A 22,219-nucleotide genomic window follows, 5' to 3' on the forward strand; every position below is an offset into this window, starting at 1 on the left:
CCTGCCCCGACACCTGAATCTCGGCGCGGCCGATCCCATGGCACAGGCATGAAGGCATGCACCTTGGGTCAAAGGCTTGAATGGCGGGTTACACCCGCCCTACGGCAAGGGCCGCCTAGGCGGCCGGCAGGCTCACTGCACCGCCTGGATCGCCGCCGCCAGTTGCTGTGCGGCGCGTTTGGGGTCGGCCTTGGGGTCGTTGAAGAAGTTGGTCACCACGTCGAACACCGCGCCCTGCACGTAGCTGGAGGCGGCCATGCCGTGGGCCAGGCTCGGCTGCAGGCCGCCATCGGCAGCGGCCTCCTTGAAGTCGGCCATGGATTTCTGCGCGCAGGTGTCGAAGCTGCTCATGTCCTGGTCCATACGCACCGGGATCGAGCCCTTGTTCTGGTTGAAGAACTCCTGGAACTCGTTGCCCATCACCGTGCGCGCCAGGTCTTCCTGGGCCTTGCGATCGTCGGCATTGGTCAGCTTGAACATGGCCAACGAGTCGATGTTGAAGGCGAAGCTGCCCTGGGTGCCGGGGAACGCCAGGCACTCGTAGTCCTTGCCGGCGACCTTGCCGGCTGCGGTCCACTCGCTCTTGGCCCAGTCGCCCATGATCTGCATGCCGGCCTTGCCATCGATCACCAAACCAGTGGCGCTGTTCCAGTCGCGCCCGGCGGCGTCGGCGTCGATGTAGCCACGCAGTTTCTGCAGGGCAGCGAACACTTCGACCATCTTGTCGCCGGTCAGGGTGTCGCGATCCAGCTCGACGAAGGCCTTGCGAAAGCCTTCGGGGCCGAGAATGCTGAAGGCCAGGTCCTCGAACACGGTGCCGTCCTGCCAGGGCTGGCCGCCGTGGGCGATGGCGATGAAGCCGGCCGCCTTGAGCTTGTCGGCGGCGGCGAAGAATTCGTCGAGGGTAGTCGGCGGCGTGGCACCGGCCTTCTCGAACACTTGTGGGTTGATCCACAGCCAGTTGACCCGGTGCACGTTGACCGGCACCGCCACGTAGTCGCCCTGGTACTTCATCACCTCGACCACCTGCGGCGGCAGCAGGTCATCCCATTTCTGCTCGGCGGCGACGCCGTTGAGGTCGGCGAGCAGGCCCAGCTCGCCCCACTCCTGGATATCCGGCCCCTTGATCTGCGCGGCGGCAGGCGGGTTGCCGGACACGGCGCGCGTCTTCAACACGGTCATGGCCGCTTCACCGCCACCGCCGGCAACAGCGAAATCCTTCCATTTGTGGCCCTGGGCTTCGACCAGTTTCTGCAGGGTATCGGCGGCGCGCTTTTCACCACCGGAGGTCCACCAGTGCAGCACTTCGACTTCACCGGCCGTAGCGGACAGGGGCAACAGGACTGCTAGGGAGATGGCGCAGGACAGGCGAGAGATCGCTTTCATGGGATGAGACACCTTGTTGTTGTTATTCGCGAGCAAGTCGTGGTGCTTGCATTGCGAACGAGTCTACCCAGCCCCCAATGTGGCCGGGGTAACAAAGGGTATTGGATAGTCACCAAGCGGTTACAAAGTGACGCCGACAGGTTACATAAGGCACCGCGCCGCGGATTCTGCGGTCCAGCGCGAGGGCGCACGAGCGGAAATTCAGCGAGGTTGGCGCGGTAGCCAGAGGGTGACACGCAGCCCTCCATCTCGCAGATTGCGCAGGCTCAGTTCGCCGCCATGGCTATGCGCCAGGTTGCGCGCGATGCCCAGGCCCATGCCATAGCCCTGCTGCTGACTGGCCAGGCGAAAGTGCGGCTCGAACACCTGCTCGAGCTTCTGCTCGGGCACACCCGGGCCCTCGTCATCGACATGCAGGACGAAGGCTTCGTCATCGTCCTCGATGTGCAGGTGCGCGCGCTCGCCATACTTCAGCGCGTTGTCCAGCAGATTGCCGATGCAACGGCGCAAGGCCAGCGGCTTGCCGGGATAAAGATCACGCGCGGCACCATCGAGGGTGACGCGGCCCGTGCCGAGGTAGGGTTCGATCAACCCGTGCAGCAGGTGATTGAGGTCGACCGGCTCGATGTTCTCGTGGATGTCGGTGTCCTTCACGCATTGCAGTGCGCCCTTGACCAGCAGCTCGAGGTCGTCCAGATCGCGCCCGAACTTGCTTTGCAGGCTTTCGTCGTCGAGCAGCTCGACGCGCAGACGCAGGCGCGTGATCGGCGTGCGCAGGTCGTGGGAAATGGCGCTGAACAGCTGGCTGCGCTCAGTCAGGTAACGGCTGATGCGCTCGCGCATGGCGTTGAACGCGCGCGCCACCTCCACCACCTCGCGGCCACCGCCCTCGGCCACCGGCTCCACTTCCGCCCCCAGCGACATATGCCGCGCAGTGCGCGCCAGACGCTTGAGCGGACGGCTCTGCAGGTGCACCAGCAAGCCGATGAACAGCAGCAGGAAAACACTGGTCAGGAGGATGAACCACAGCTGCTGGGTGGGCAGGAAGGGTTCCTCCAGGTTGGTGTAGGGCTCGGGCAGCAGCGAGGCGATGTACAGCCACTCCCCCGGGGCCAGCTGGATCTGCGTCACCAGCACCGGCGGGTTGAGCGGCTCCAGGGTCAGCGCATAGTGCGCCCAGGATCGCGGCAGCTCGTCGAGCTTCAGGCCGCCGTTGAAGATCAGCAGATCATCCGGCCGGACGAAGGTCACAGAGATGTCGGCAGCGCTGCCCAGTGCCTGACGCAGCACTTCGGTCACCGTCTCGGTCACCGCCTGCTTGCGCGGCGTGGGCGGTAGCAGCTTCATCTGCAACGGGCGATCGTTGAGGCTGACCACGAAGCGCGTGCCGCCCATGCTGCGCAACTGGTCGAGCACCAGCGGCCGGTAATTCACCGGCAGCGAACGGAAGTAACGCACGCTGGCCGACATCGAGTGAGCCAGGCTGCGCGCCGTGGTCACCAGGCCTTCCAGCTGAGTGGCACGCAACTGCGACAGCCAGATGGCGCTGGACAACGTCTGCGCCGCCAGTATCGCCAGCAGGGTCAGTAACAGCATGCGCCCGAGCAGCGAGCGCGGCAGCGGCAACCAGCGCCGCGCTTCAGCGGCCATCGCCGGCCTGCACGCTGACGGTCGCCGCCAGTTGATAACCGCTGCCACGCACGGTGCGGATCAGCCGCGGCGGCTTGTCGGTATCGCGCAGGCGCTGGCGCAGGCGGCTCACCGCCATGTCGACGATGCGCTCCAGCGGCATCACCTCACGGCCACGGGTGGCATTGCCGATGGTGTCACGGTCGAGAATCTGCTGCGGGTGATCGAGAAACAGCTTGAGCAGGGCGAAGTCGGCGCCGGAGAGGATCACCTCCTCGCCGTCGCGATGGAACAGGCGGTGGCTGACCATGTCCAGGCGCCAGTCATCGAATGCCAGCACCTCGCCGCTGCGCTCCTGGCTGAACTGCGCGCGGCGTAGCAGCGCCTTGATTCGCGCCAGCAATTCGCGCGGGCTGAACGGCTTGCCGAGGTAATCATCGGCGCCCAGCTCCAGGCCGATCACGCGGTCGGCCTCGTCGGAGCTGGCGGTGAGCATGATCACCGGCACCTGGGCGAAGCGCTGGTGTTCACGCACCCAGCGGCACAGGCTGAAACCGTCCTCGTCGGGCAGCATCACATCGAGGATGACCAGGTCGGCCGACTCCGCACACAGGCTCTGGCGAAAGGCGGCGCCATCGGCCACGGCGCGCACCTGAAAGCCGACGCGGCTCAGGTAGGTCTCGAGCAGTTCACGTATTTCCTGGTCGTCATCGACCAGCAGAATCGACTTGCCGGGCTGGCTCATGGTCCGCCGTCCTTGTTGTGTTCACGCCGCAATGTAGGCCTGGTCGGTGCAGGTTCTAACCGGCCTCGGCCCTCTGTTGCAAGGCCACGCCGGCGCCGGTCAGGCCTGGATACTCGGCCGTCACCAGCCACACAGGCACGCCGTCAAGGTAATGGCTCATGCACCCCTTGTCGCGGAAACTCTTGGCAAAACCGCTGGTGAGAAAACGCTCGGCAAAACGCGGTACCACGCCGCCGACGATGTAGACCCCGCCACGCGCGCCCAGCGTCAGCATATTGTTGCCGGCCACGCGCCCGAGCCAGCAACTGAACTGCTCCAGCACCTCGGCGGCGACGGGCTCGCCCGCCAGGCCGGCAGTCGTGATCGCAGCCGGCGTATCGTGCTGCCGCGGCTGGCCGTCCAGCTCGCAGATGGCGCGGTAAAGCGCCAGCAAGCCATTGCCGCTGAGCACGTCTTCGGCCCTTACGTGCCCCAGTTGTCGATGGAGAATCTGCCACAGCTCGGCTTCACGCGGGCTGCCAATGGGCAGGTCGACATGCCCACCCTCCCCTGGCAACACCAGCCAGCGGCCGTCGGCCTGCTCCAGCAGCGTACCGACGCCCAGACCGGTACCGGCGCCGATCACCAGCACCGGCCGCTCTGCCTGCGCCTGGCCCTCGCACACTGGTATCCGCTCGTGCTCGGCCAGGCGGGTCATGCCCAACGCCATGGCGAAGAAATCGTTGATCATCAGCAGCTCGTCGACCTGCAACGCCTGGCAGAAGGCTGTGCGATCGATGCGCCAATGGTTGTTGGTAAACCGGAACAGGTCACCGCTGACCGGCCCAGCGCAGGCCAGGCACACCGAGCCTATCGCCCCCAACGGCAGGCCCTGGGCCTGCAGATAGGCCATGATGGCCTGCTCCGGCCCGGGAAAATCGGCGGTCGCCAGCACCTGTACCGCCTCCAGATGATCGTCACGCCACAGGGCGAAGCGTGCGTTGGTTCCACCGATGTCGCCGACCAGCGCCAGTTTCACGTGAATGCCTCCATGACGAGGACGCATCGCGCACGGGCTATCTCGGAAGCGTGAGAGGGCATGCTATCGACTCCAACTCGAATTATTTTTGTAGTTCATACAACGCGCACCACAGTAATCCCGAAAATTACGCCAATCAACCTGGACAAAGTAGTAATAACAACAATATTCAACGAATATCCCACGGCGTCGTGAATCGCGCCGAGGATGGCGCATTCCACCTTCGGCATGATCCCGGACAATAGTTGCAGCCATCCCGCGCCCTAGACTCGGCCCTTTCCGAGTTCGCAAGGAGAGCAGCATGTCACCCGATATCGTCATCGTCGGCGCAGGCCCGGCCGGTCTTTGCCTGGCTCGTGCCCTATCCGGAAAGGGTCTGTCCATTGTCGTGCTGGAGCGACAGGCCGAGCAGGCGTTGGCCGAACCTGCCTTCGACGGCCGCGAAATCGCCCTCACCCACGGCTCGCAAGCCCTGCTCGAACGCCTCGGCCTGTGGGCACGCCTGCCCAGCGAAGACGTTGCCGTGCTGCGCGATGCCCAGGTGTTCAACGGGCCCTCGCTGTTCGCCCTGAAGATACGCGCCGAACAGGCCGGCGCCGAGCGACTCGGCCATCTGGTGGCCAACCAGGCCATTCGCCGTGCTGCCTATCAGGCCGTAAGCGAATGCTCCGATGTGCAGTTGCTCTGTGAAACCAGCGTGCGCGCCATCGAGCAAAGCCAGAACGAGGTGAAGCTGGTGCTACAGGACGGCCAGGTGTTGCAACCACGCCTGCTGGTCGCCGCCGACAGCCGTTTCTCGGAGACGCGCCGCCAGCTGGCTATCGGCGCGCAACTCAAGGACTTCGGCAAGACCATGCTGGTGTGCCGCATGCAGCACGAACAGGACCATCACCAGGTAGCCTGGGAATGGTTCGGCTATGGCCAGACCCTGGCCCTGCTACCGCTCAATGGCCGGCAATCGTCGATGGTCCTCACCCTGCCGCCGCGCGAAATAGAACGCCTGCAGAAACTGGACGAAGCGATCTTCACCCGTGAGATGGAAAAGCGCTTCGACCGTCGCCTGGGCGCCATGCAACTGGCCAGCAGCCGCCACGCCTATCCGTTGGTGGGCGCCTACGCACGACGCATGGTCGGCAACCGCTGCGCCCTGCTCGGCGATGCCGCCGTGGGCATGCACCCGGTCACCGCACACGGCTTCAACTTCGGCCTGATCGGCGTACAACTGCTCAGCGACGCACTGCTCGCCTCACATGGCAAACGCCAGGACATCGGTGCGACTGCGCCACTGGCGCGCTACGAGCGCCAGCTGCGCCTGGCCACCTGGCCGTTGTACCAGGCCACCAACCTGCTGGTGGAGCTGTACACCAACGATCGCCTGCCCGCTCGCCTGCTACGCGGCGCAGGTCTGCTCGTGGCTCAGGGCCTGCTGCCGCTGAAGAAGGGCATCGCCCGGCACCTGACCGCCCGCGCCTGACGCCCCTAGGGAGCGTGCGCCAAACCTGGTTCGCGCTTCCCCTCGCAGCATCTGATATGCATCAGACAGCACTTTCTGAGTCTGTTTTGTTTTCCTCCATCTCCCTACAGTTTCGTCACTCGCGCGGCTGCGCCCGCATCTGTATGGAAGGTTAACGCGATGCAATCTGCTGCTCCTCTCCCGGCCTACAACTACAAGGTCGTCCGCCAGTTCACCCTGATGACTCTTTTCTGGGGAGTGGTGGGCATGTGCACCGGTGTGCTCATCGCCGCCCAGCTGGTCTGGCCGGAACTCAACTTCGACACGCCCTGGCTGAGCTTCGGCCGCCTGCGCCCACTGCACACCAACCTGGTGGTGTTCGGCTTCGCCGGTAGCGCGCAGTTCGCCGCCAGCTACTACGCAGTGCAGCGCACCTGCCAGACGCGACTGTTCTCCGACCAACTGGCTGCCTTCACGTTCTGGGGCTGGCAGGCGACCATCCTGATCATGCTGGTGACCCTGCCCATGGGCCTGACCACCACCAAGGAATACGCCGAGATCGAATTCACCGGCGCGGTATGGATGGCCATCGTCTGGGTCGCCTACGGCATCGTCTTCTTCACCACGCTGACGCAGCGCAAGACGCGCCACATCTATGTCGGCAACTGGTTCTTCGGCGCTTTCATTCTGGTCATCGCCATGCTGCACATCGTCAACCACCTGTCGGTGCCGGTGAGCTGGTTCAAGTCCTACTCGATCTATTCCGGCGCCACCGACGCCATGGTGCAGTGGTGGTACGGGCATAACGCGGTGGGCTTCTTCCTCACCACCGGTTTCCTGGGGATGATGTATTACTTCGTGCCCAAGCAAGTGGATCGACCGGTGTACTCCTACCGCCTGTCCATCGTGCACTTCTGGGCACTGATCACCCTGTACATCTGGGCCGGCCCGCACCACCTGCACTACACCGCACTGCCGGATTGGGCGCAGAGCCTGGGCATGGTGATGTCGATCATCCTCCTGGCGCCGAGCTGGGGCGGCATGGTCAACGGCATGATGACGCTGTCCGGCGCCTGGCACCTGCTGCGCACCGATCCGATCCTGCGCTTTCTGGTGGTCTCGCTGGCGTTCTACGGCATGAGCACCTTCGAAGGCCCGATGATGGCGATCAAGACCGTGAACGCCCTGTCGCACTACACCGACTGGACCATCGGCCACGTGCATGCCGGCGCGCTCGGCTGGGTGGCGATGATCACCTTCGGCTCGCTCTATCACCTGATCCCGAAAGTCTTCGGCCGCGACGGCATGTACAGCACCGGCATGATCAACGCGCACTTCTGGCTGGCGACCATCGGCACCGTGCTGTACATCGCCTCGATGTGGGTCAACGGCATCACCCAGGGCCTGATGTGGCGTGCGGTGAACGAGGACGGCACCCTCACCTACTCCTTCGTCGAGGCGCTGGAAGCCAGCCATCCGGGTTTCGTGGTACGTCTGGTCGGCGGCCTGTGCTTCCTCGCGGGTATGCTGCTGATGGCGCTCAACACCTGGCTGACCCTGCGTCGCCCGGCTACCGAATCGCACGCTGTCGCAGAGGCCGCTCATGCTGGCTGAAGCCTGGTGGATGATCGCCCTGGCCGTGTTCTTCGTCGGCGTACAGCTAAGCCTGTGCCGCGGCAGCCAGCGTGACCTCGACGAGGCGACCATGCTGCCGTTCGCCGACGATCCCGCCGTGGCGCGCCGCGTCGAGCGCGATACCGGGCGCAGCACCAGTGGCTGCGCCTGTCCCGGCACCTGCGATGGAGGTTGCGAGCATCAGGGGCAACAGACGTTCTGAGGGCTCACACCCACTGATCGTTACGCTTGCGCCGCACGCGCAACATGGTAGGCAGGATCAGGCCGAGCAGCAGCCCGGCACCGGCGATGCTGCCGCCATAGGCCATGTAGCGCATCAGCACCTGTTGTTGCTCCTCGCCCAGTTGCGCCTGGGCATCGCGCAGCTGCGAACGGGTGGTGGTCAGCTCGGCATCCAGCGCACCGCGAGCGGCCTGCAGCTCGTCGATCAGTTTCTTGCGCGAGTCCAGGGTTTCCTGCATGCCTTGCACGCGGACCTTCCAGGCATCGTCGATGCCCTTGAGCTCGGCACTGAGGTCAGCCACCTTCTGCTCCAGTTGCGGCAGGCGCTCGGCCTGGCCGGGCACCGACTGCAGGTCACGGCTGGGAATCCAGACCGTGTTGCCGCTTTCGCTGCGTACCTGGCTGTAGTCGCCCTGGGTGCGTAACAACTCCACTTTTTCCCCGGAAACCAGGGTGCCAACGATGCGATAGCCATCGGTGGGGCCGCTGCGCACATAGGTATTGAGGCTGTCGCTGACCCAGCGCTGGTTGCTGGGTGCTTCTTCGGCCAAGGCCGGTTGTGCGCCGCCGAGCAGGCCACCGAGCAGCAGGCAGGCACCGAGGATGCGGGGTTGGAATGGAGCATGACGAGATAAAAACATGGGGCGATCTTCACGTGGCAGTCAGACGAACCCGGCGAACGGGATGAACGTGCCGGCCGCGCGCTCAAAAGCATGCTCAAGCATGATCCAGGCAGAATCCGCGACGAAGACGCCACACTAGCGGCCAATAGCCATCTATTTCTGCCGGTACGGGCCGACAGCAGACAGACATTGCCCCGTTGCTTCGAGTTCACTCGAAGCGGGCGATGGTGGATGGACGGAACGCTGGCTCAGACGTTGTGACGCTGCACGAAGGCGCAAAAATCCGCCAGCGGCATCGGCCTGCCGAACAGATAGCCCTGGTAGCGAAGACAACCGTTATCGGCCAGAAAACCCCGCTGCGCCTCGGTTTCCACTCCTTCGGCGATCACCGTCATGCCCATGCTCTGACCGAGGGCGATCACGGTGCGCACGATGGTTTCGCTGTTGGCGTCGGTGAGCACATCACAGATGAAGGAGCGGTCGATCTTAAGCTTGCTCAAAGGCAAACGCTTGAGATGGCTGAGCGAGGAAAAACCGGTACCGAAATCATCCAGGGAAAAACGTACGCCCCGTTCGACCAGCGCAGTCATCTTGCGCGTCAGGTCTTCCATGTCGCGGACGATCAGCGTCTCGGTCAGCTCCAGTTCCAGACGCTGGGCATCGATGCCATGGCGCTCGATCAGGCCGAGAATCTCGGCGACGAAACTGGCCTGGCCGAACTGTTTCTGGCTGATGTTCACCGCCAGGCTCAGGTCGCGATAAAGCGGGTCATCCTGCCACTGCCGCAATCGCGCCGCCGTCTGCTCCAGCACCCACTGGCCGATGGGGATGATCAGGCCGGTATTCTCGGCGTGGTCGATGAACTCGCCGGGGGCCAGCAGTCCGCGCTGCGGGTGCTGCCAGCGAATCAGCAACTCGGCCCCGGTCACCCGCCCGCTGTCATCGAGTTGCGGCTGGTAATACAGCACGAACTGCTGCTCGCGCACCGCTGCTCGCAAGTCGCGATCCAGCTCCGAGCGCTCGGCCGTATCGGTTTGCAGGATATGCAGCAGCCCGAAGAACAATGCCATGGCCACCAGCCCCTGCAACCAGGAGCCGATTAACCGGACATCGTCCGGCAAGGCATAGAGATCGGTTGGCCGCCAGTTGGAAGCCGCCAGCGCCACGAACAGCAGCAGGCTGAACAGGGAAATGCCGTAACGCAGTCTCAATGGCTCGTCGCGAAAGGCCATCAGCGCACCCACCGCGACCGGCAGCAGATACAGATGCGTGGCCCGCGGCGCCGCAAGCGTGGGCGGATCGAGCAGCAGGGTCGAGGCGACGACGATCAGGATCAGCGCACCGAACAGGATCAGGTTGGCCGCGCGGGCTCGATTGCGCAGGGTCAGCGCGAACACGGCGACGCCGCTGAGGACGATGACGATATCCATGACCACGATGGCCCAGTAGCCGCGGGAGGAAAAGAACAGCCCCCACAACATGCCCATCACCACCATGACCATGCTGGCCAGCATGCGCATGCGTCGCTCGCGCCGTTGGCCGACCAAAGCCAGATCTGCTGCATGCCAGAGTTGGCGAACGCGTTTGCCGAAGGTCGAGAGTGCTGGCATGGAGAAATCCTTGTCCGATCTCTCTCATTCTCGAAGACGGCTGGCCAAATGCAAGCAGCTTTTAATGTTGCCAGTACGTGTCACTGGCCAGCCGCTCGGCAATGAAATCAAGCAGCAGGCGCATGGCCGGCAGCATTTGTCTGCGCGTGCCGTAAAGCGCATGGATGCCCAACTGCGGCGGCTGGTAGTCCGCCAACAGATGCACCAGGCGACCTTCGCGCACTAGCGCGTCTACCGAATAGAGTGGCTGCAGACTGATGCCGGCACCCGCCAGGGTGGCCTCCAGCAACACCATCGATTCGTTGGCGCTGAGGCTGCCAGACACCGACACCGCAATGACCTCGCCCTGGTGCTCGAACTCCCACAGACTGCGGCCGAAGTAGGCATAAGCCAGGCAGTTGTGCCGAGTCAGGTCCTCCGGGCGCTGCGGCGCGCCGTGCCGCGCCAGATAATCCGGGCTGGCGCAAACCACCGAGCGACATACGGCCAGACGCCTGGCGATCAGATTCGGGTCGAGCTGGTTGGTGATACGCAGCGCCAGGTCGATGCGGGCTTCCACCAGGTTGACGGCCTCGCTGCCCACCAACAGGTCGACACTGACCTGGGGATAGCGCTCGGTGAATGCCCGCAGCGCATGCACCAGCCAGGCCTGGGCGAAGGACTGGCTACAGGTGATACGCAAGGTGCCGCGCGGCGTGTCATCCACACTCTGACCGAGTGCCTGCATGCGTTCGGCCAACGCCAGCATCTCGCGGCACTGCGGCAGCATCTGTTCGCCTGCGGCTGTCAGGCTCAGGCGCCGCGTGCTGCGGTGCAGCAGGCGCACCCCGGCCCAGCTCTCGAGCTCGGCGAGATAGCGCGAGACCATGGCCCGCGACATGTCCAGGGCCTCGGCCGCAGCGGTTTGACTGCCGCGCTCCAACACCTCGACGAAAACCCGTGCAGCTGTCAGTCGATCCATGATGATTCGCTCGATTCACGCAATGAACATGGCCAGCTTACGGGGCTTTTAGCTCGCCAGATAGCACATAAGATGCGCGACTCTCACCAGCCTGGAGATCGTCATGTCTTTCGCCACCCGTTTCATCGCCGGCCTTGGTCTGCTCGCTGCAGCCAGCAGCGTGCTCGCCCAGCCGCTGACCCTGGACACATACAACCCACGCGACGCCGCCGTGTTCCCGGTCAGCTCGACCCTGATCACTGGCGAGAAGGACGCGATCCTGGTGGACGCGCAGTTCTCCAACCGGGAGGCCGAGGAATTGGTGAAGCGTATTCAGGCCAGCGGCAAGCACCTGACCACCATATTCATCAGTCATGGCGACCCGGACTATTACTTCGGCCTCGACGTGCTCACGCGCGCCTACCCCGAAGCCAAGGTGCTGGCCACGCCGGCCACCGTCGCCTACATCGAGAAAACCCGCGCGCCCAAGCTGGCCTACTGGGGCCCGATCCTCAAGGACAGCGCGCCGGCACGCACCCTGGCGCCCGAAGTGCTGCAAGGCGATGCACTGGAGCTGGAAGGCCAGCGCATCGAGGTGGTCGGCCATGATCCAAAGCACACCAGCCTGTGGATTCCCGGGATCAAGGCCGTGGTCGGCGGCATACTGACCAGCGCCAACATCCACGTCTGGATGGCCGATTCGCAGAGCGCCGAAGCGCGCAAGAGCTGGTTGAAGTCGCTGGACGAGCTCGAAGCCCTGCAACCGACCACTCTGGTACCGGGTCACTACCTGGGCGAGCCGGCCATGAACCTGGCGGACCTGCGCTTCACCCGCGATTACCTTCTGGCGCTGGAGGAGGAACTGGCCAAAGCCAACGACAGCCAAGCACTGATTGCGGCCATGAAGGCGCGTTATCCTGACTTGCAGGATGAAAGCAGCCTGGAACTGAGCGCCAAAGTACTCAAAGGTGAAATGCAATGGCCATGAAACGCCAGATTCTGATTTGTGGCGCCTCGCGCGGCCTGGGACTCGGCCTGGTGCAGGCCTTTCTCGACGCAGGCTGGCAGGTGCACGCGGTGGTGCGCGAGTTGCGCCCCGCCAGCCCGCTGGATGGCTTGCGCGCCCGACATCCGGATGACCTGCGCGTGATTACCTGCGATCTCAATGACCGCGCAGCCTCCTGCACCATCGAAACCGCCCTGCATGGCCGGCGTCTGGATTGCGCGCTGTTCAATGCCGGGGTGTACGGCCCCGGCCATCAGGACCCGCGACAAGCCGAGGACGATGAAATCGGCCAGCTGTTCCTGGCCAACGCCGTGGCGCCTATTCGCCTGGCCCAGCAGTTGGCCGAGCATGTAATCGAGGGCGGTGTGATCGCCTTCATGAGTTCGCAAATGGCCAGCCTGCACTTGGCTCGCGCCGCCGACATGCCGCTGTATGGCGCCAGCAAGGCAGCGCTGAACAGCTTGCTGCGCAGCTGGCAGATGCAACTGCCGCAACTGCCCTGGAGCCTGCTGGCACTGCATCCCGGCTGGGTACGCACCGGCATGGGCGGCGACAACGCTCCCTTGAGCGTTGAGCAGAGTGGCCGCGGCCTGCGTGAGGTACTACTCGCTCAGCTTGGCCAACGCACCTGCGCGTTTCTCGACTACCAGGGCCAAGCCCTACCCTGGTGAGCAACGCGATCATCGCTGCGCCCGGCCATGTCGATCATCCGCCGGGCGCTTTCGTTTGCTGCCTCGATAAACCTGTAAAGCCAACACAACCGTGGCCTGGATGAGTCAGCCGATACACGAACATACGCGAAAGGGCTTGCAAAGCACCTCAAACAGCTATACAAAAACTGTACATAAATCAGATATTGTACAGTTTAGGTAAATCGCCCTGCCGTCTCAGCGTGCCCCCCGCGTGATCTGTGCCTCGTGTGCGAGGACTGCAGCGCCCCAGACGGTCTCAAGGCTGGGCGTATCAGCAAATCCCGACGAGGAGTTCGCCGCCTGATCACAGGCGGCAGTCGACAAGCTGCGCAATCCGGCAACCCACTTCTCCCCTTTTTTGGTTGTCGGATTTTTTTATTCGGTACACGCGGCCAGTCGCTGGCCGCGGCATTCAACTGCGAGGGATGGTTCATGGCAATCCTGACATCACGCCTGTGCTCCACCCTGCTGCTGACGCTGCTGCTCAGCAGCCCCCTGGTACAGGCCAACAACCAGTCCGGCTGGCGTGAACAGCTGCCCGAGGCACGCCTGGTCGGCAGTGGCGATTTCAGCTGGTTCGGCTTCTCGGTATACAACGCCAAGCTCTGGAGTCCGACACGGCAGGTGGACTTCTCGCAACCCTTCGCTCTGGAACTGACCTACAGGCGTAGCATCAGCCGGGAGACCCTGGTCGATACCAGTCTCGACGAAATCCGCCGGATCAATGGCCAGCCGCTGGACCGCGAGCAACAGGACGACTGGACGCAGCAGATGCGCCAGGCCTTCGTCGACGTCACCGACGGTACGCGCATCACCGGCGTGTTCCTGCCCGAACGCGGTTGTCGCTTCTACGTCGACGGCAAGCTGCAGCATGTCATCGACGACCCGGAGTTTGCCCGCGCCTTCTTTTCCATCTGGCTCGACCCGCAAACCCGCAGCCCCAAGCTGCGCACTGCGCTACTCGGCCTTAACCCATGAGGTACGCCATGAAAACCCTATTGATACTGCTGACCAGCCTGCTGCTGATCAGTTGCGGCCAGGTACCGGTCGAACGCTACGCCGACGAGAAACCCGTACTCGACCTGCCTACCTTCTTCTCCGGCCCGGTACAGGCCTGGGGCATGTTTCAGGATCGCTCAGGCGAGGTGATCAAACGCTTCCACGTCGATATCCAGAGCCGCCGCGATGGCGACAAGCTGATCCTCGACGAGCGTTTCCTGTACAGCGACGGCACGCGCCAGCGCCGGGTCTGGACACTGACACCGGATGGCACCGGACGCTGGCTCGGCACCGCCGATGACGTGGTCGGCCAAGCCACAGGCGAAGTGGCCGGCAATGCCCTGCGCTGGCGTTATCACCTGAACCTGCCGGTGGACGACAGCACCTACGTGGTCTATTTCGACGACTGGATGTACCTGATGGACGACGACACCCTGATCAACCGTTCGAGCATGAGCAAGTTCGGCATCGAACTGGGCCAGGTGACGCTGTTCTTCCGCCGGGGCGCGGCTCAACCATGAGCCAAGCGCTGACGCTGACCAGCTTCGGCAGCGGCTACAAGGCACTGGTGATCGGCGCAAGCGGGGCCATCGGCCAGGCCTTGTGCCAATTGCTACGCGCTGATGCAAACTGTGCCGGCGTGCGTGAACTGAGCCGCAGCAGCACGCCCGCACTGGATCTGGAAGCCCCTGCCAGCATCGCTGAAGCCGCCGCCGCGCTGGCCGAGGACGGCCCCTATCAGCTGATCGTTCATGCTGCCGGGCTGCTGCACCGCGACGGTATCGCCCCGGAGAAGAGCCTGGCGGCCATCGAGGCCGATGCCCTGCAGGCGGTGTTCCAGGTCAACGCGCTGGGCCCGGCGCTGGTTCTGCGACACTTCCTGCCCCTGCTCGACAAACAGGGCGCCATGGCGATGCTCTCGGCCAAGGTCGGCAGCATCGGCGATAACCGCCTGGGCGGCTGGTATGCCTACCGCGCGTCCAAGGCGGCGCTGAACATGCTGATCAAGACCGCCTCCATCGAACTGGCGCGCAGCAAACCCAGGGCGCGACTGCTCAGCCTTCATCCCGGCACGGTGATTTCGCCACTGTCGCAACCCTTTCGCGGCGCCGCTGCCGCACGCCCGGCCGAACTGGCGGCGGCTCAGATGCTGCAGGTGATCGACAGGCTCGGTCCCGAGCACAGCGGCAACTTCCACGCCTACGACGGACAACCGCTGCCATGGTGACAGAAGCTGAAAACCTACGCGCGAGTGAGGTAATCGCGTGGGGGCGATTGAGTGTAGGCGTAACCGCGACTGCGACTATCAGGGCTTTGGCTGACTGGCGCCCTTGAGGAAGAGCTGCTCCAGTACAGTCAGCGAACGCACACTGGCTGCACGGCCACGCCACAGACCAGCGATACTTACCACTCGATCAGCAGCTCGCCGATGATAGCGATGCGAAGATACGGCACTCGGCGGCTGGCAGCACTAACCTGCTACCCAACCACGAACGACAACGCCACGCCTGAGCGTGGCGTTGTCGTTCACACAGGCTCAGTACTTGCTAATCGCGTTAAATAACCAGCCACCGGAAGCGCATGCAGACACAAGCCTGAGTTCGTGCACTGAAACGAAATGCAGGCTCAGATTCCTCCCCTGCAAAGTTCTTGTCCGCTCCTGCAAAGGCGCTATTTTCAGGCGGCTAATACACTCGCCCTTCGATGATTGCGCCAACGTGAATGGCGCAGTAGATAGCCGAACGGATGAAGCCAGTAGGCCGATGCGCCGCCATCATCGAAACCGTGGTTTCTGCCAAGCGACTCCACCAATCGACTTCACCAAGTCCAGCCAGCGCCTGCGCATCGATCAGCGAGTGATGCCGTGGCATCAGCCAGCTCGCCTAACCCTCGCACGGAGAATGAATCCGCATGATCTGCAAAAGATCGGCCCCGCTAACAGCCAAACCAGTGACTGCGAACAACAGGCGCAGTACCTTGCCGCGCATCGAGATCAGCGCCCGACGCAACGAGCCCTGCCAGTACCAGGCGACTGCCGAATACCAGGCAGCACGCCTCGGCAAACTGCTCAGAGGCCAGCCGGGGCAGGCGCAAACAGAAATGGCCAACCTGCTGCTGCAGGAACTGGTCGAAGCTTATCGCCTAGCCCTGCATAACGCCCGCCAGGGTTGATCCCTTACAGTGCGCTGAACAGATCGTTGGCGTCGAGCAGGCGCCAGGCGATTTCCGGGCGCTTCTCCATGGCCCGGCGGATCGCCGCGGGAATGCTCTGCCGCGTCTTGCGGCACAACCCCGGATGCGCGTCGAACTGCATGTGGATGCCGCGCATGCTGCGTACCTCGCCATACGCTGGCTCGATATGCAGGCGAATGCCCAGTTGTTCGTACATACGCTGCTTCATGCGCTCAAGATCGTCCAAGCTTTGCAGGTTCTCCAGGCGTTCGAGCAGACGCTGCTCCTCCTGGCGCGTGAGCAGGAGGATGCGCGTGTCGGCACCCGGCCGGTCCAGCAGCTCGTCACGCTGACAGTCGCAAGCACCGGGTGGGCAGGGATTACGCAAGGGCAATGGTGAATTCATCGCCCTGATCATAGCCATAGCCATGCGCGCTGCACATCCACTCCCATCGCCTGGCTTGTCAGCGCAGCAGACTCCGTTAAGCTCACAGCATTTCCCCGAAACAAGGAAGAACACCATGCTGCGCCTCACCACGTTCGCTGCTGGCCTGCTGCTCTCGGCCAACGTCTTCGCCCTGTCCCTCTCCGACCTGAGCCAGCAGGACGCCAGCGGAGGTCTCAAGGACGCGCTGATCCAGGGCGCCCAGGTGGCCGTCAAGCAGTTGGGCGCGCCAGGCGGCTTCAGCAACAACCCGGACGTGCGCATCGAGCTGCCCGGCAAACTCGGCAAAGCCGCCAAGACCATGAAGATGATGGGCATGGGTGCCCAGGTCGATCAGCTCGAAGCGAGCATGAACAAGGCCGCCGAAGCGGCCGTGCCACAAGCCCAGGCCTTGCTGGTCGACGCGGTGAAGAAGATGACCGTGGCTGACGCCAAGGCGATTCTCAGCGGCGGCAATGATTCCGCCACGCAGTACCTGAACAAGAGCAGCCGTGAGCAGATTCGCGCCAAGTTCCTGCCCATCGTCAAGCAGGCCACCGACCAGGTCGGTCTGGCCCAGCAGTACAACGCCTTCGCCGGCCAGGCCGCCAGCTTTGGCGTGGTCGATGCCAAGAGCAGCACGGTGGAAAGCTACGTGACCGAGCAGGCCCTCGATGGGCTGTTCGAGATGATCGCCAAGCAGGAAGCCAGTATCCGCCAGAACCCGGCTGCTGCCGCCACCGGTCTGGCGAAGAAGGTGTTCGGCGCACTGTGAGAAAGCTGCCATTGCCTGCGCCCCGCTGGTCTGTAGCTATCGGGGCGTTTTCTTTTCAGTCAGGGCAAGCAGAGCCGGTCCAGCGCCGGCCGGGCGAAGAAAAAGCCCTGCATGTAGCGAACACCCAGTTCCTGCAAGGCATCACGCTCCCCCGCACTTTCGATGCCCTCGGCGATGATGCGGATGTTCAGCCGTGTAGCCACCAGCACGATGCCGGCGACGATCGCCTGGCGCACCGGGTCCTGATCGATGCCACGGGTTAGCGCCATATCCAACTTGAGCACGTGCGGCTGGAACTCGGCCAGCAGATTGAGCCCGGAATAGCCGGCACCGAAATCATCGATGGCGGTGGTGAACCCCTGCTTTCCATACTCGGCGAAGATTCGTTTGAGATGTGCGGTGTCGTGAATCTGCTCACCCTCGGTCACTTCGAACATCAGCCGCTCGCGCGGAAAGTCGAAAAGCCTGGCCGCTTCCAGCGTGGCACGAATGCAGGTCTCGGGCCGATATACCGCATTGGGCAGGAAATTGATGCTGAGCAGGCAATCCGGCACATCGAGCAGGCCGAGCTGCGCTGCCCGCTCGATGGCTCTGACGCGGCAGGCCTGGTCGAAGCGATAGCGGTTGCCATCGTTGACCTGCCCCAATACCTCTCTGGCCGACTCGCCCTTGCTTCCCCGCACCAGGGCCTCGTAGGCGAACGGCCGTCGCTCCTCGACATCGAGGATCAATTGAAACGCCATGGTGAAATCGAATCCCAACGCTTCGACATCTCGGCACTCGGCGCACCCTATGGCCTTAAATGGCTGTGGGAAGGTACATCGGCTGACACTGTTCATCGGCGCTTCCTCGAAGGATATGGCCGGACGGCCCACTTGCATCAAGCCTAGTCAAAAGCGGAACGAAGCTACCTGTTTTTCCAGGGTCAGGGCCAACTGCTGTAGCCCCTGCGCCGTGCGTGAGGTCTCGGCCACCGCCTCGCTGTTGTGCACCGACATCTGCGCGATGCGCTCGACGTTGCGCGCAACGTCCTGGCTAGCGACGGTCTGTTCGCGCAGCGCCAGGGAGATCTGATCGACCACATCCACCACACGCCCCGAGGCCTGGCGAATGGCGACGATGGCATCGCCGGCCTGACTGGCCTGCTCTAACCCGCCGCTGACCTGCTGCACGCCCACTTCCATGTTGCTTACCGCATTGCGCGTTCCGACCTGGATCTTCTTGATCATCTCGGTGATTTCCTGGGTTGAGTTGGCAGTCCGCTGCGCCAGCAGGCGCACCTCGTCCGCCACCACGGCGAAGCCACGACCCTGCTCGCCAGCTCGCGCCGCCTCGATGGCGGCGTTTAGCGCCAACAGGTTGGTTTGGTCGGCGATTTCCTTGATCACGTTGACGATCGAGGAGATCTGGTCGGATTGCTGGCCCAGCTCGGCGATCTGCGCCGCCGCGCCCTGCACCGTATCAGCGATGCTCTGCATGCTGGCCAGGGTTTCCTGGATCACGGCGCCACCCTCAGCGGACTGCCGGCCCGAGTCACTGGATAGCGCATGCGCCTCGTTGGCGTTGTCGGCGACGTGGTTGATGCTCACGGTCAGTTCCTCCACCGTCGCCGCCATGCTCGACGCGGCCTGCGACTGCTCCTGAGTGGAAACCGACAGTTGGGTAGACGCACTGGAGATGTTCTGCGCCGCCTCCACCAATTGTCCGGCACCAACGCGGATCTGCCCAATCATCTCGCGTAGCCGTTCCTGCATGGTGGCGAAGGCATCCAGCAACACGCCGATCTCATCGCGTCCGCCCCGCTGGATACGCGAATCGAGTCGTCCCTGAGCGATGCTGCGCGCCACCTCGACGACCTGCTGCAGACGTCCGGCGATGCTGCGAGACATTACGAACGCCACGCTCATCGCAAGCAGCGTGGCGATCACCCCACCCGCCAGCAGGATGGTCAGCGACAGGAACTTGGCGGCATTCATCGAGGCCGTGCGCTGCGCCAGCAAGGCGCGCTCTTCGCCCTGGATATCGCTGATCAGGCGCCGCATGGCATCCACCTTGACCTTGGAACTACCCGTTGCGACGCGCTCGATCAGCGCCTCGAAGCTCTGCTGGCCTGCGACGACCTGGCGACGCAGTTCGAGGTAGATGTTGATGTCCTCGCGCAGCCATTGGTCATGCATCGCCTGAGTTTCGGCAAGACGCCGCTGCTGCGCCGGATTGTCCTTGGTCAGTTGGCGTAGCAGGGCAAGGTTGCTCTGAAAATCCCTTTCACCACTTTCCAACGGGCCGAGAAACTGATCCCGCCCGGTGATGACGAATCCCCGCGCACCGGTTTCGATATTGACCAGGCTGACCAGCAGATCGGCTGACGCGTTGATGACGTTATAGGTGTGGATGTTGTGCTTGACCGCACCATCCACCTGGTCGAAGCCCCGCCAGGTACTCAATACCAGCAGGAGAATGACCAGCAGTACCACACCGAACCCCGTGTACAACTTCTGCGACATGTTGAGATTGGCGAACATGGACAGCTCCGAGTCGAAATTGATTTGCAGGCGCACGCCATCGCGCTCTGGAACACGGTGTCGTCCAGAGGGGATGAGTGGCTATGCAAACGGAATGGAAACGATGAATCGGCCAGGAATCTGGCGCCTGGCCATTATGTACATCGATACAACAATTATACAAAATTTTATTTTCGTACAACTAAGATGATTGCATTACGCTCCAGACTCATGTGCCCTGCACGACCATCCGCAGCCGTGGCCGGCCACCCGAGGCGCTATCCCGTCGGGTTTATCCAGGCAAAGAAAAACCCCGCCGGGCTTTTGGCCGGGCGGGGTTTTCGAAGGTACCGTTGCCGATCAGGCGCAGGCGGCTTGCATCTGCCGATGCGTATCGATGAGGTGCTGTACCACGCCAGGATCGGCCAGCGTGGAGATGTCGCCGAGAGAATCGTATTCGGCGGTAGCGATCTTGCGCAGGATGCGGCGCATGATCTTGCCCGAGCGAGTCTTCGGCAGGCCAGGCGCCCACTGAATGACGTCCGGCGTGGCAATCGGACCAATCTCCTTGCGCACCCAGTTCTTCAGCTCCTGACGCAACTGCTCGGAAGACTCCTCGCCAGCGTTCAGGGTGACGTAGACGTAGATGCCCTGACCCTTGATGTCGTGCGGTACGCCAACCACCGCGGCCTCGGCCACTTTCGGGTGGGCGACCATGGCGCTTTCCACTTCGGCGGTGCCCATGCGGTGGCCGGAGACGTTGAGCACGTCATCGACGCGACCGGTGATCCACCAGTAGCCATCTTCGTCGCGGCGCGCACCGTCACCGGTGAAGTACATGCCGCGGAAAGTCTTGAAGTAGGTGTCGACGAAGCGGTCGTGGTCGCCGTACAGGGTACGTGCCTGACCCGGCCAGGAATCGATAATCACCAGGTTGCCCTCGGCAGGGCCTTCGATGATGTTACCCAGGTTGTCCACCAGCGCCGGCTGCACGCCGAAGAACGGCCGTGCGGCAGAACCCGGCTTCAGGCCGTGAGCACCTGGTAGCGGGGTCATCAGGCAGGCACCGGTTTCGGTCTGCCACCAGGTATCGACGATCGGGCAGCGGCTCTGGCCAACGTTCTCGTAGTACCACTGCCAGGCTTCCGGGTTGATCGGCTCACCCACAGACCCCAACAGACGCAGGCTGGAACCATCGGCACCTTCGACTGCGGCCTTGCCCTCAGCCATCATGGCGCGGATCGCGGTCGGCGCGGTGTAGAGGATGTTGACCTTGTGCTTGTCGACGATCTGCGCCACGCGACGCACGTCCGGATAGTTCGGCACGCCCTCGAACATCAGGGTAGTGGCGCCGTTGGACAGCGGCCCGTAGACGAGGTAGGTGTGGCCGGTGACCCAGCCGATGTCGGCGGTGCACCAGAACACCTCGCCCGGACGGTAATCGAACACGCGCTCATGGGTCAGCGAAGCGTAGGTCAGATAACCGCCGGTGGTGTGCAGCACGCCCTTGGGCTTGCCGGTGGAACCGGAGGTGTAGAGGATGAACAGGGCTTCTTCAGCACCCATTTCCTTCGGCGCGCAGACGCTGCCAGCGACCTTCATCAGGTCTTCGTACCAGATGTCGCGATGCTGGTTCCACTTGATGTCGGAGCCGGTGCGCTTGACCACGATGATCTTCTGCACGCTGGCGGTTTCCGGGTTGGTCAGCGCATCGTCGACGTTGGCTTTCAGCGGCACCTTGCGGCCACCACGCAGGCCTTCGTCGGCGGTGATCACCACCTTGGACTCGCAGTCGATGATGCGGCCAGCCAGCGCTTCCGGGGAGAAGCCGCCAAAGACCACGGAATGGATGGCGCCGATGCGCGCGCAGGCGAGCATCGCCACCACGGCTTCGGGAATCATCGGCATGTAGATGGTGACGACGTCACCACGGTGCACGTCCTGGCCACGCAGGGCGTTGGCGAACTTGCTCACCTCTTCGTGCAGTTGGCGATAGGTGATCTCGCGGTGCTCGGAAGGATCGTCGCCTTCCCAGATGATCGCGACCTGGTCACCACGCTCTTCCAGATGACGGTCGAGGCAGTTGTAGGAGACGTTCAGGGTGCCATCGGCGTACCACTTGATATCGACGTGGTGGTCATCGAAGGTGGTTTGCTTGACCTTGGTGTAGGGCTTGATCCAGTCGATCCGCTTGCCCTGCTCGCGCCAGAAACCCTCGGGGTTGACCACGGACTGTTGGTACATGGCCTTGTAGGTGGCCTCGTCAGTGAGGGTCCGCGCGGCCACCTCGGGACGCACAGGGTAAAGAGACGCAGCACTCATGGAATCACCTCGACGGGGAGTTGTTTTTGTATGGTGCCTTTTGTATCCCCCGACCCTTCGTGAGGCC

At 63.3% G+C, this 22,219-nt stretch carries 22 protein-coding genes; 10 read left to right on the top strand and 12 right to left on the bottom strand.

Translation table 11 applies throughout. The annotated features are described in order from the left end of the window. Positions 1-132: 132 nt before the first annotated feature. From EL191_RS16000 to EL191_RS16015, 4 genes are all read right to left on the bottom strand, one after another. Positions 133-1,386: an ABC transporter substrate-binding protein gene (locus EL191_RS16000; protein WP_041979999.1), complete on the bottom strand. Its 1,254-nt coding sequence runs from the start codon at positions 1,384-1,386 to the stop codon at positions 133-135. Between the two features lie 201 nt (positions 1,387-1,587). Further along, positions 1,588-3,036, bottom strand: coding sequence for an ATP-binding protein (locus EL191_RS16005; protein WP_041979997.1), 1,449 nt, complete (start codon positions 3,034-3,036; stop codon positions 1,588-1,590). After that, complete coding sequence (locus EL191_RS16010) at positions 3,026-3,760, bottom strand: response regulator (RefSeq protein WP_024308952.1); 735 nt, start codon at positions 3,758-3,760, stop codon at positions 3,026-3,028. Before EL191_RS16010 ends, EL191_RS16005 begins: the two co-directional genes overlap by 11 nt. 55 nt (positions 3,761-3,815) lie before the next feature. Next, positions 3,816-4,778: a glucokinase gene (locus tag EL191_RS16015; protein WP_041979995.1), complete on the bottom strand. Its 963-nt coding sequence runs from the start codon at positions 4,776-4,778 to the stop codon at positions 3,816-3,818. A gap of 301 nt (positions 4,779-5,079) precedes the next feature. Between EL191_RS16015 and ubiM the strand changes: the two genes are divergently transcribed. From ubiM to EL191_RS16030, 3 genes are all read left to right on the top strand, one after another. Beyond that, positions 5,080-6,252 (top strand): 5-demethoxyubiquinol-8 5-hydroxylase UbiM, encoded by a 1,173-nt coding sequence (ubiM, locus tag EL191_RS16020; RefSeq protein ID WP_041979993.1) that lies wholly within the window; start codon positions 5,080-5,082, stop codon positions 6,250-6,252. Positions 6,253-6,411: 159 nt separating this feature from the next. Beyond that, positions 6,412-7,845, top strand: coding sequence for a cytochrome-c oxidase, cbb3-type subunit I (gene ccoN / locus EL191_RS16025; protein WP_041979991.1), 1,434 nt, complete (start codon positions 6,412-6,414; stop codon positions 7,843-7,845). After that, a complete protein-coding gene (locus EL191_RS16030; protein WP_041979989.1) occupies positions 7,835-8,068 on the top strand; it encodes a cbb3-type cytochrome oxidase subunit 3 in 234 nt (77 codons plus the stop codon). The genes ccoN and EL191_RS16030 overlap by 11 nt, the downstream gene beginning before the upstream one ends. Positions 8,069-8,072: 4 nt before the next feature. Here EL191_RS16030 and EL191_RS16035 read toward each other — a convergent pair whose 3' ends face one another. From EL191_RS16035 to EL191_RS16045, 3 genes are all read right to left on the bottom strand, one after another. After that, on the bottom strand, positions 8,073-8,729 hold the full coding sequence (locus EL191_RS16035) for a TIGR04211 family SH3 domain-containing protein (protein ID WP_013716474.1): 657 nt from the start codon (positions 8,727-8,729) through the stop codon (positions 8,073-8,075). 230 nt (positions 8,730-8,959) lie between these two features. Further along, complete coding sequence (locus EL191_RS16040) at positions 8,960-10,321, bottom strand: putative bifunctional diguanylate cyclase/phosphodiesterase (protein ID WP_013716475.1); 1,362 nt, start codon at positions 10,319-10,321, stop codon at positions 8,960-8,962. 61 nt (positions 10,322-10,382) lie between these two features. Then, complete coding sequence (locus tag EL191_RS16045; RefSeq protein ID WP_041979987.1) at positions 10,383-11,282, bottom strand: LysR family transcriptional regulator; 900 nt, start codon at positions 11,280-11,282, stop codon at positions 10,383-10,385. 103 nt (positions 11,283-11,385) lie between these two features. On the opposite strand from EL191_RS16045, the gene EL191_RS16050 reads away from it, so the two are divergent. From EL191_RS16050 to EL191_RS16070, 5 genes are all read left to right on the top strand, one after another. After that, positions 11,386-12,249, top strand: a complete 864-nt coding sequence (locus EL191_RS16050; RefSeq protein WP_013716477.1) for an MBL fold metallo-hydrolase — start codon at positions 11,386-11,388, stop codon at positions 12,247-12,249. Continuing rightward, a complete protein-coding gene (locus EL191_RS16055; RefSeq protein ID WP_041979985.1) occupies positions 12,240-12,938 on the top strand; it encodes an SDR family oxidoreductase in 699 nt (232 codons plus the stop codon). The genes EL191_RS16050 and EL191_RS16055 overlap by 10 nt, the downstream gene beginning before the upstream one ends. Positions 12,939-13,391: 453 nt before the next feature. Continuing rightward, complete coding sequence (locus EL191_RS16060) at positions 13,392-13,937, top strand: chalcone isomerase family protein (RefSeq protein WP_013716479.1); 546 nt, start codon at positions 13,392-13,394, stop codon at positions 13,935-13,937. Positions 13,938-13,945: 8 nt separating this feature from the next. Then, a complete protein-coding gene (locus EL191_RS16065) occupies positions 13,946-14,479 on the top strand; it encodes a DUF3833 domain-containing protein (protein ID WP_041979983.1) in 534 nt (177 codons plus the stop codon). Further along, positions 14,476-15,186 carry an SDR family NAD(P)-dependent oxidoreductase gene (locus EL191_RS16070; protein WP_041979981.1) on the top strand — a complete coding sequence of 237 codons (711 nt, stop codon included), beginning with the start codon at positions 14,476-14,478 and terminating at the stop codon, positions 15,184-15,186. Before EL191_RS16065 ends, EL191_RS16070 begins: the two co-directional genes overlap by 4 nt. A 457-nt stretch (positions 15,187-15,643) precedes the next feature. Here EL191_RS16070 and EL191_RS16075 read toward each other — a convergent pair whose 3' ends face one another. Beyond that, positions 15,644-15,829 carry a hypothetical protein gene (locus EL191_RS16075; RefSeq protein WP_013716482.1) on the bottom strand — a complete coding sequence of 62 codons (186 nt, stop codon included), beginning with the start codon at positions 15,827-15,829 and terminating at the stop codon, positions 15,644-15,646. A gap of 79 nt (positions 15,830-15,908) precedes the next feature. On the opposite strand from EL191_RS16075, the gene EL191_RS16080 reads away from it, so the two are divergent. After that, positions 15,909-16,130: a hypothetical protein gene (locus EL191_RS16080; protein WP_169746333.1), complete on the top strand. Its 222-nt coding sequence runs from the start codon at positions 15,909-15,911 to the stop codon at positions 16,128-16,130. A 4-nt stretch (positions 16,131-16,134) separates the two neighbouring features. Here EL191_RS16080 and EL191_RS16085 read toward each other — a convergent pair whose 3' ends face one another. After that, positions 16,135-16,536 carry a hypothetical protein gene (locus tag EL191_RS16085; RefSeq protein ID WP_013716484.1) on the bottom strand — a complete coding sequence of 134 codons (402 nt, stop codon included), beginning with the start codon at positions 16,534-16,536 and terminating at the stop codon, positions 16,135-16,137. Between the two features lie 115 nt (positions 16,537-16,651). Between EL191_RS16085 and EL191_RS16090 the strand changes: the two genes are divergently transcribed. After that, a complete protein-coding gene (locus tag EL191_RS16090) occupies positions 16,652-17,329 on the top strand; it encodes a DUF4197 domain-containing protein (protein ID WP_013716485.1) in 678 nt (225 codons plus the stop codon). 59 nt (positions 17,330-17,388) lie between these two features. On the opposite strand, the gene EL191_RS16095 is transcribed toward EL191_RS16090, so the two are convergent. From EL191_RS16095 to acs, 3 genes are all read right to left on the bottom strand, one after another. Continuing rightward, complete coding sequence (locus EL191_RS16095) at positions 17,389-18,168, bottom strand: EAL domain-containing protein (RefSeq protein ID WP_013716486.1); 780 nt, start codon at positions 18,166-18,168, stop codon at positions 17,389-17,391. Positions 18,169-18,219: 51 nt separating this feature from the next. Next, positions 18,220-19,851, bottom strand: a complete 1,632-nt coding sequence (locus EL191_RS16100) for a methyl-accepting chemotaxis protein (protein ID WP_026042244.1) — start codon at positions 19,849-19,851, stop codon at positions 18,220-18,222. Positions 19,852-20,190: 339 nt separating this feature from the next. Then, positions 20,191-22,152 carry an acetate--CoA ligase gene (gene acs / locus EL191_RS16105; protein WP_003462147.1) on the bottom strand — a complete coding sequence of 654 codons (1,962 nt, stop codon included), beginning with the start codon at positions 22,150-22,152 and terminating at the stop codon, positions 20,191-20,193. Positions 22,153-22,219: the final 67 nt, after the last annotated feature.

The organism is Pseudomonas mendocina (genome assembly GCF_900636545.1).
Classification (GTDB): Bacteria; Pseudomonadota; Gammaproteobacteria; order Pseudomonadales; family Pseudomonadaceae; genus Aquipseudomonas; species Aquipseudomonas mendocina.

What these genes read in the sequence shown, in the direction of transcription:
- EL191_RS16000 (WP_041979999.1), bottom strand. Translation starts at nt 1,386, where the DNA reads ATGAAAGCGATCTCTCGCCTGTCCTGCGCCATCTCCCTAGCAGTCCTG.
- EL191_RS16005 (WP_041979997.1), bottom strand. Translation starts at nt 3,036, where the DNA reads ATGGCCGCTGAAGCGCGGCGCTGGTTGCCGCTGCCGCGCTCGCTGCTC.
- EL191_RS16010 (WP_024308952.1), bottom strand. Translation starts at nt 3,760, where the DNA reads ATGAGCCAGCCCGGCAAGTCGATTCTGCTGGTCGATGACGACCAGGAA.
- ubiM (WP_041979993.1), top strand. Translation starts at nt 5,080, where the DNA reads ATGTCACCCGATATCGTCATCGTCGGCGCAGGCCCGGCCGGTCTTTGC.
- ccoN (WP_041979991.1), top strand. Translation starts at nt 6,412, where the DNA reads ATGCAATCTGCTGCTCCTCTCCCGGCCTACAACTACAAGGTCGTCCGC.
- EL191_RS16030 (WP_041979989.1), top strand. Translation starts at nt 7,835, where the DNA reads ATGCTGGCTGAAGCCTGGTGGATGATCGCCCTGGCCGTGTTCTTCGTC.
- EL191_RS16035 (WP_013716474.1), bottom strand. Translation starts at nt 8,729, where the DNA reads ATGTTTTTATCTCGTCATGCTCCATTCCAACCCCGCATCCTCGGTGCC.
- EL191_RS16040 (WP_013716475.1), bottom strand. Translation starts at nt 10,321, where the DNA reads ATGCCAGCACTCTCGACCTTCGGCAAACGCGTTCGCCAACTCTGGCAT.
- EL191_RS16045 (WP_041979987.1), bottom strand. Translation starts at nt 11,282, where the DNA reads ATGGATCGACTGACAGCTGCACGGGTTTTCGTCGAGGTGTTGGAGCGC.
- EL191_RS16050 (WP_013716477.1), top strand. Translation starts at nt 11,386, where the DNA reads ATGTCTTTCGCCACCCGTTTCATCGCCGGCCTTGGTCTGCTCGCTGCA.
- EL191_RS16055 (WP_041979985.1), top strand. Translation starts at nt 12,240, where the DNA reads ATGGCCATGAAACGCCAGATTCTGATTTGTGGCGCCTCGCGCGGCCTG.
- EL191_RS16060 (WP_013716479.1), top strand. Translation starts at nt 13,392, where the DNA reads ATGGCAATCCTGACATCACGCCTGTGCTCCACCCTGCTGCTGACGCTG.
- EL191_RS16065 (WP_041979983.1), top strand. Translation starts at nt 13,946, where the DNA reads ATGAAAACCCTATTGATACTGCTGACCAGCCTGCTGCTGATCAGTTGC.
- EL191_RS16070 (WP_041979981.1), top strand. Translation starts at nt 14,476, where the DNA reads ATGAGCCAAGCGCTGACGCTGACCAGCTTCGGCAGCGGCTACAAGGCA.
- EL191_RS16075 (WP_013716482.1), bottom strand. Translation starts at nt 15,829, where the DNA reads ATGCCACGGCATCACTCGCTGATCGATGCGCAGGCGCTGGCTGGACTT.
- EL191_RS16085 (WP_013716484.1), bottom strand. Translation starts at nt 16,536, where the DNA reads ATGAATTCACCATTGCCCTTGCGTAATCCCTGCCCACCCGGTGCTTGC.
- EL191_RS16090 (WP_013716485.1), top strand. Translation starts at nt 16,652, where the DNA reads ATGCTGCGCCTCACCACGTTCGCTGCTGGCCTGCTGCTCTCGGCCAAC.
- EL191_RS16095 (WP_013716486.1), bottom strand. Translation starts at nt 18,168, where the DNA reads ATGAACAGTGTCAGCCGATGTACCTTCCCACAGCCATTTAAGGCCATA.
- EL191_RS16100 (WP_026042244.1), bottom strand. Translation starts at nt 19,851, where the DNA reads ATGTTCGCCAATCTCAACATGTCGCAGAAGTTGTACACGGGGTTCGGT.
- acs (WP_003462147.1), bottom strand. Translation starts at nt 22,152, where the DNA reads ATGAGTGCTGCGTCTCTTTACCCTGTGCGTCCCGAGGTGGCCGCGCGG.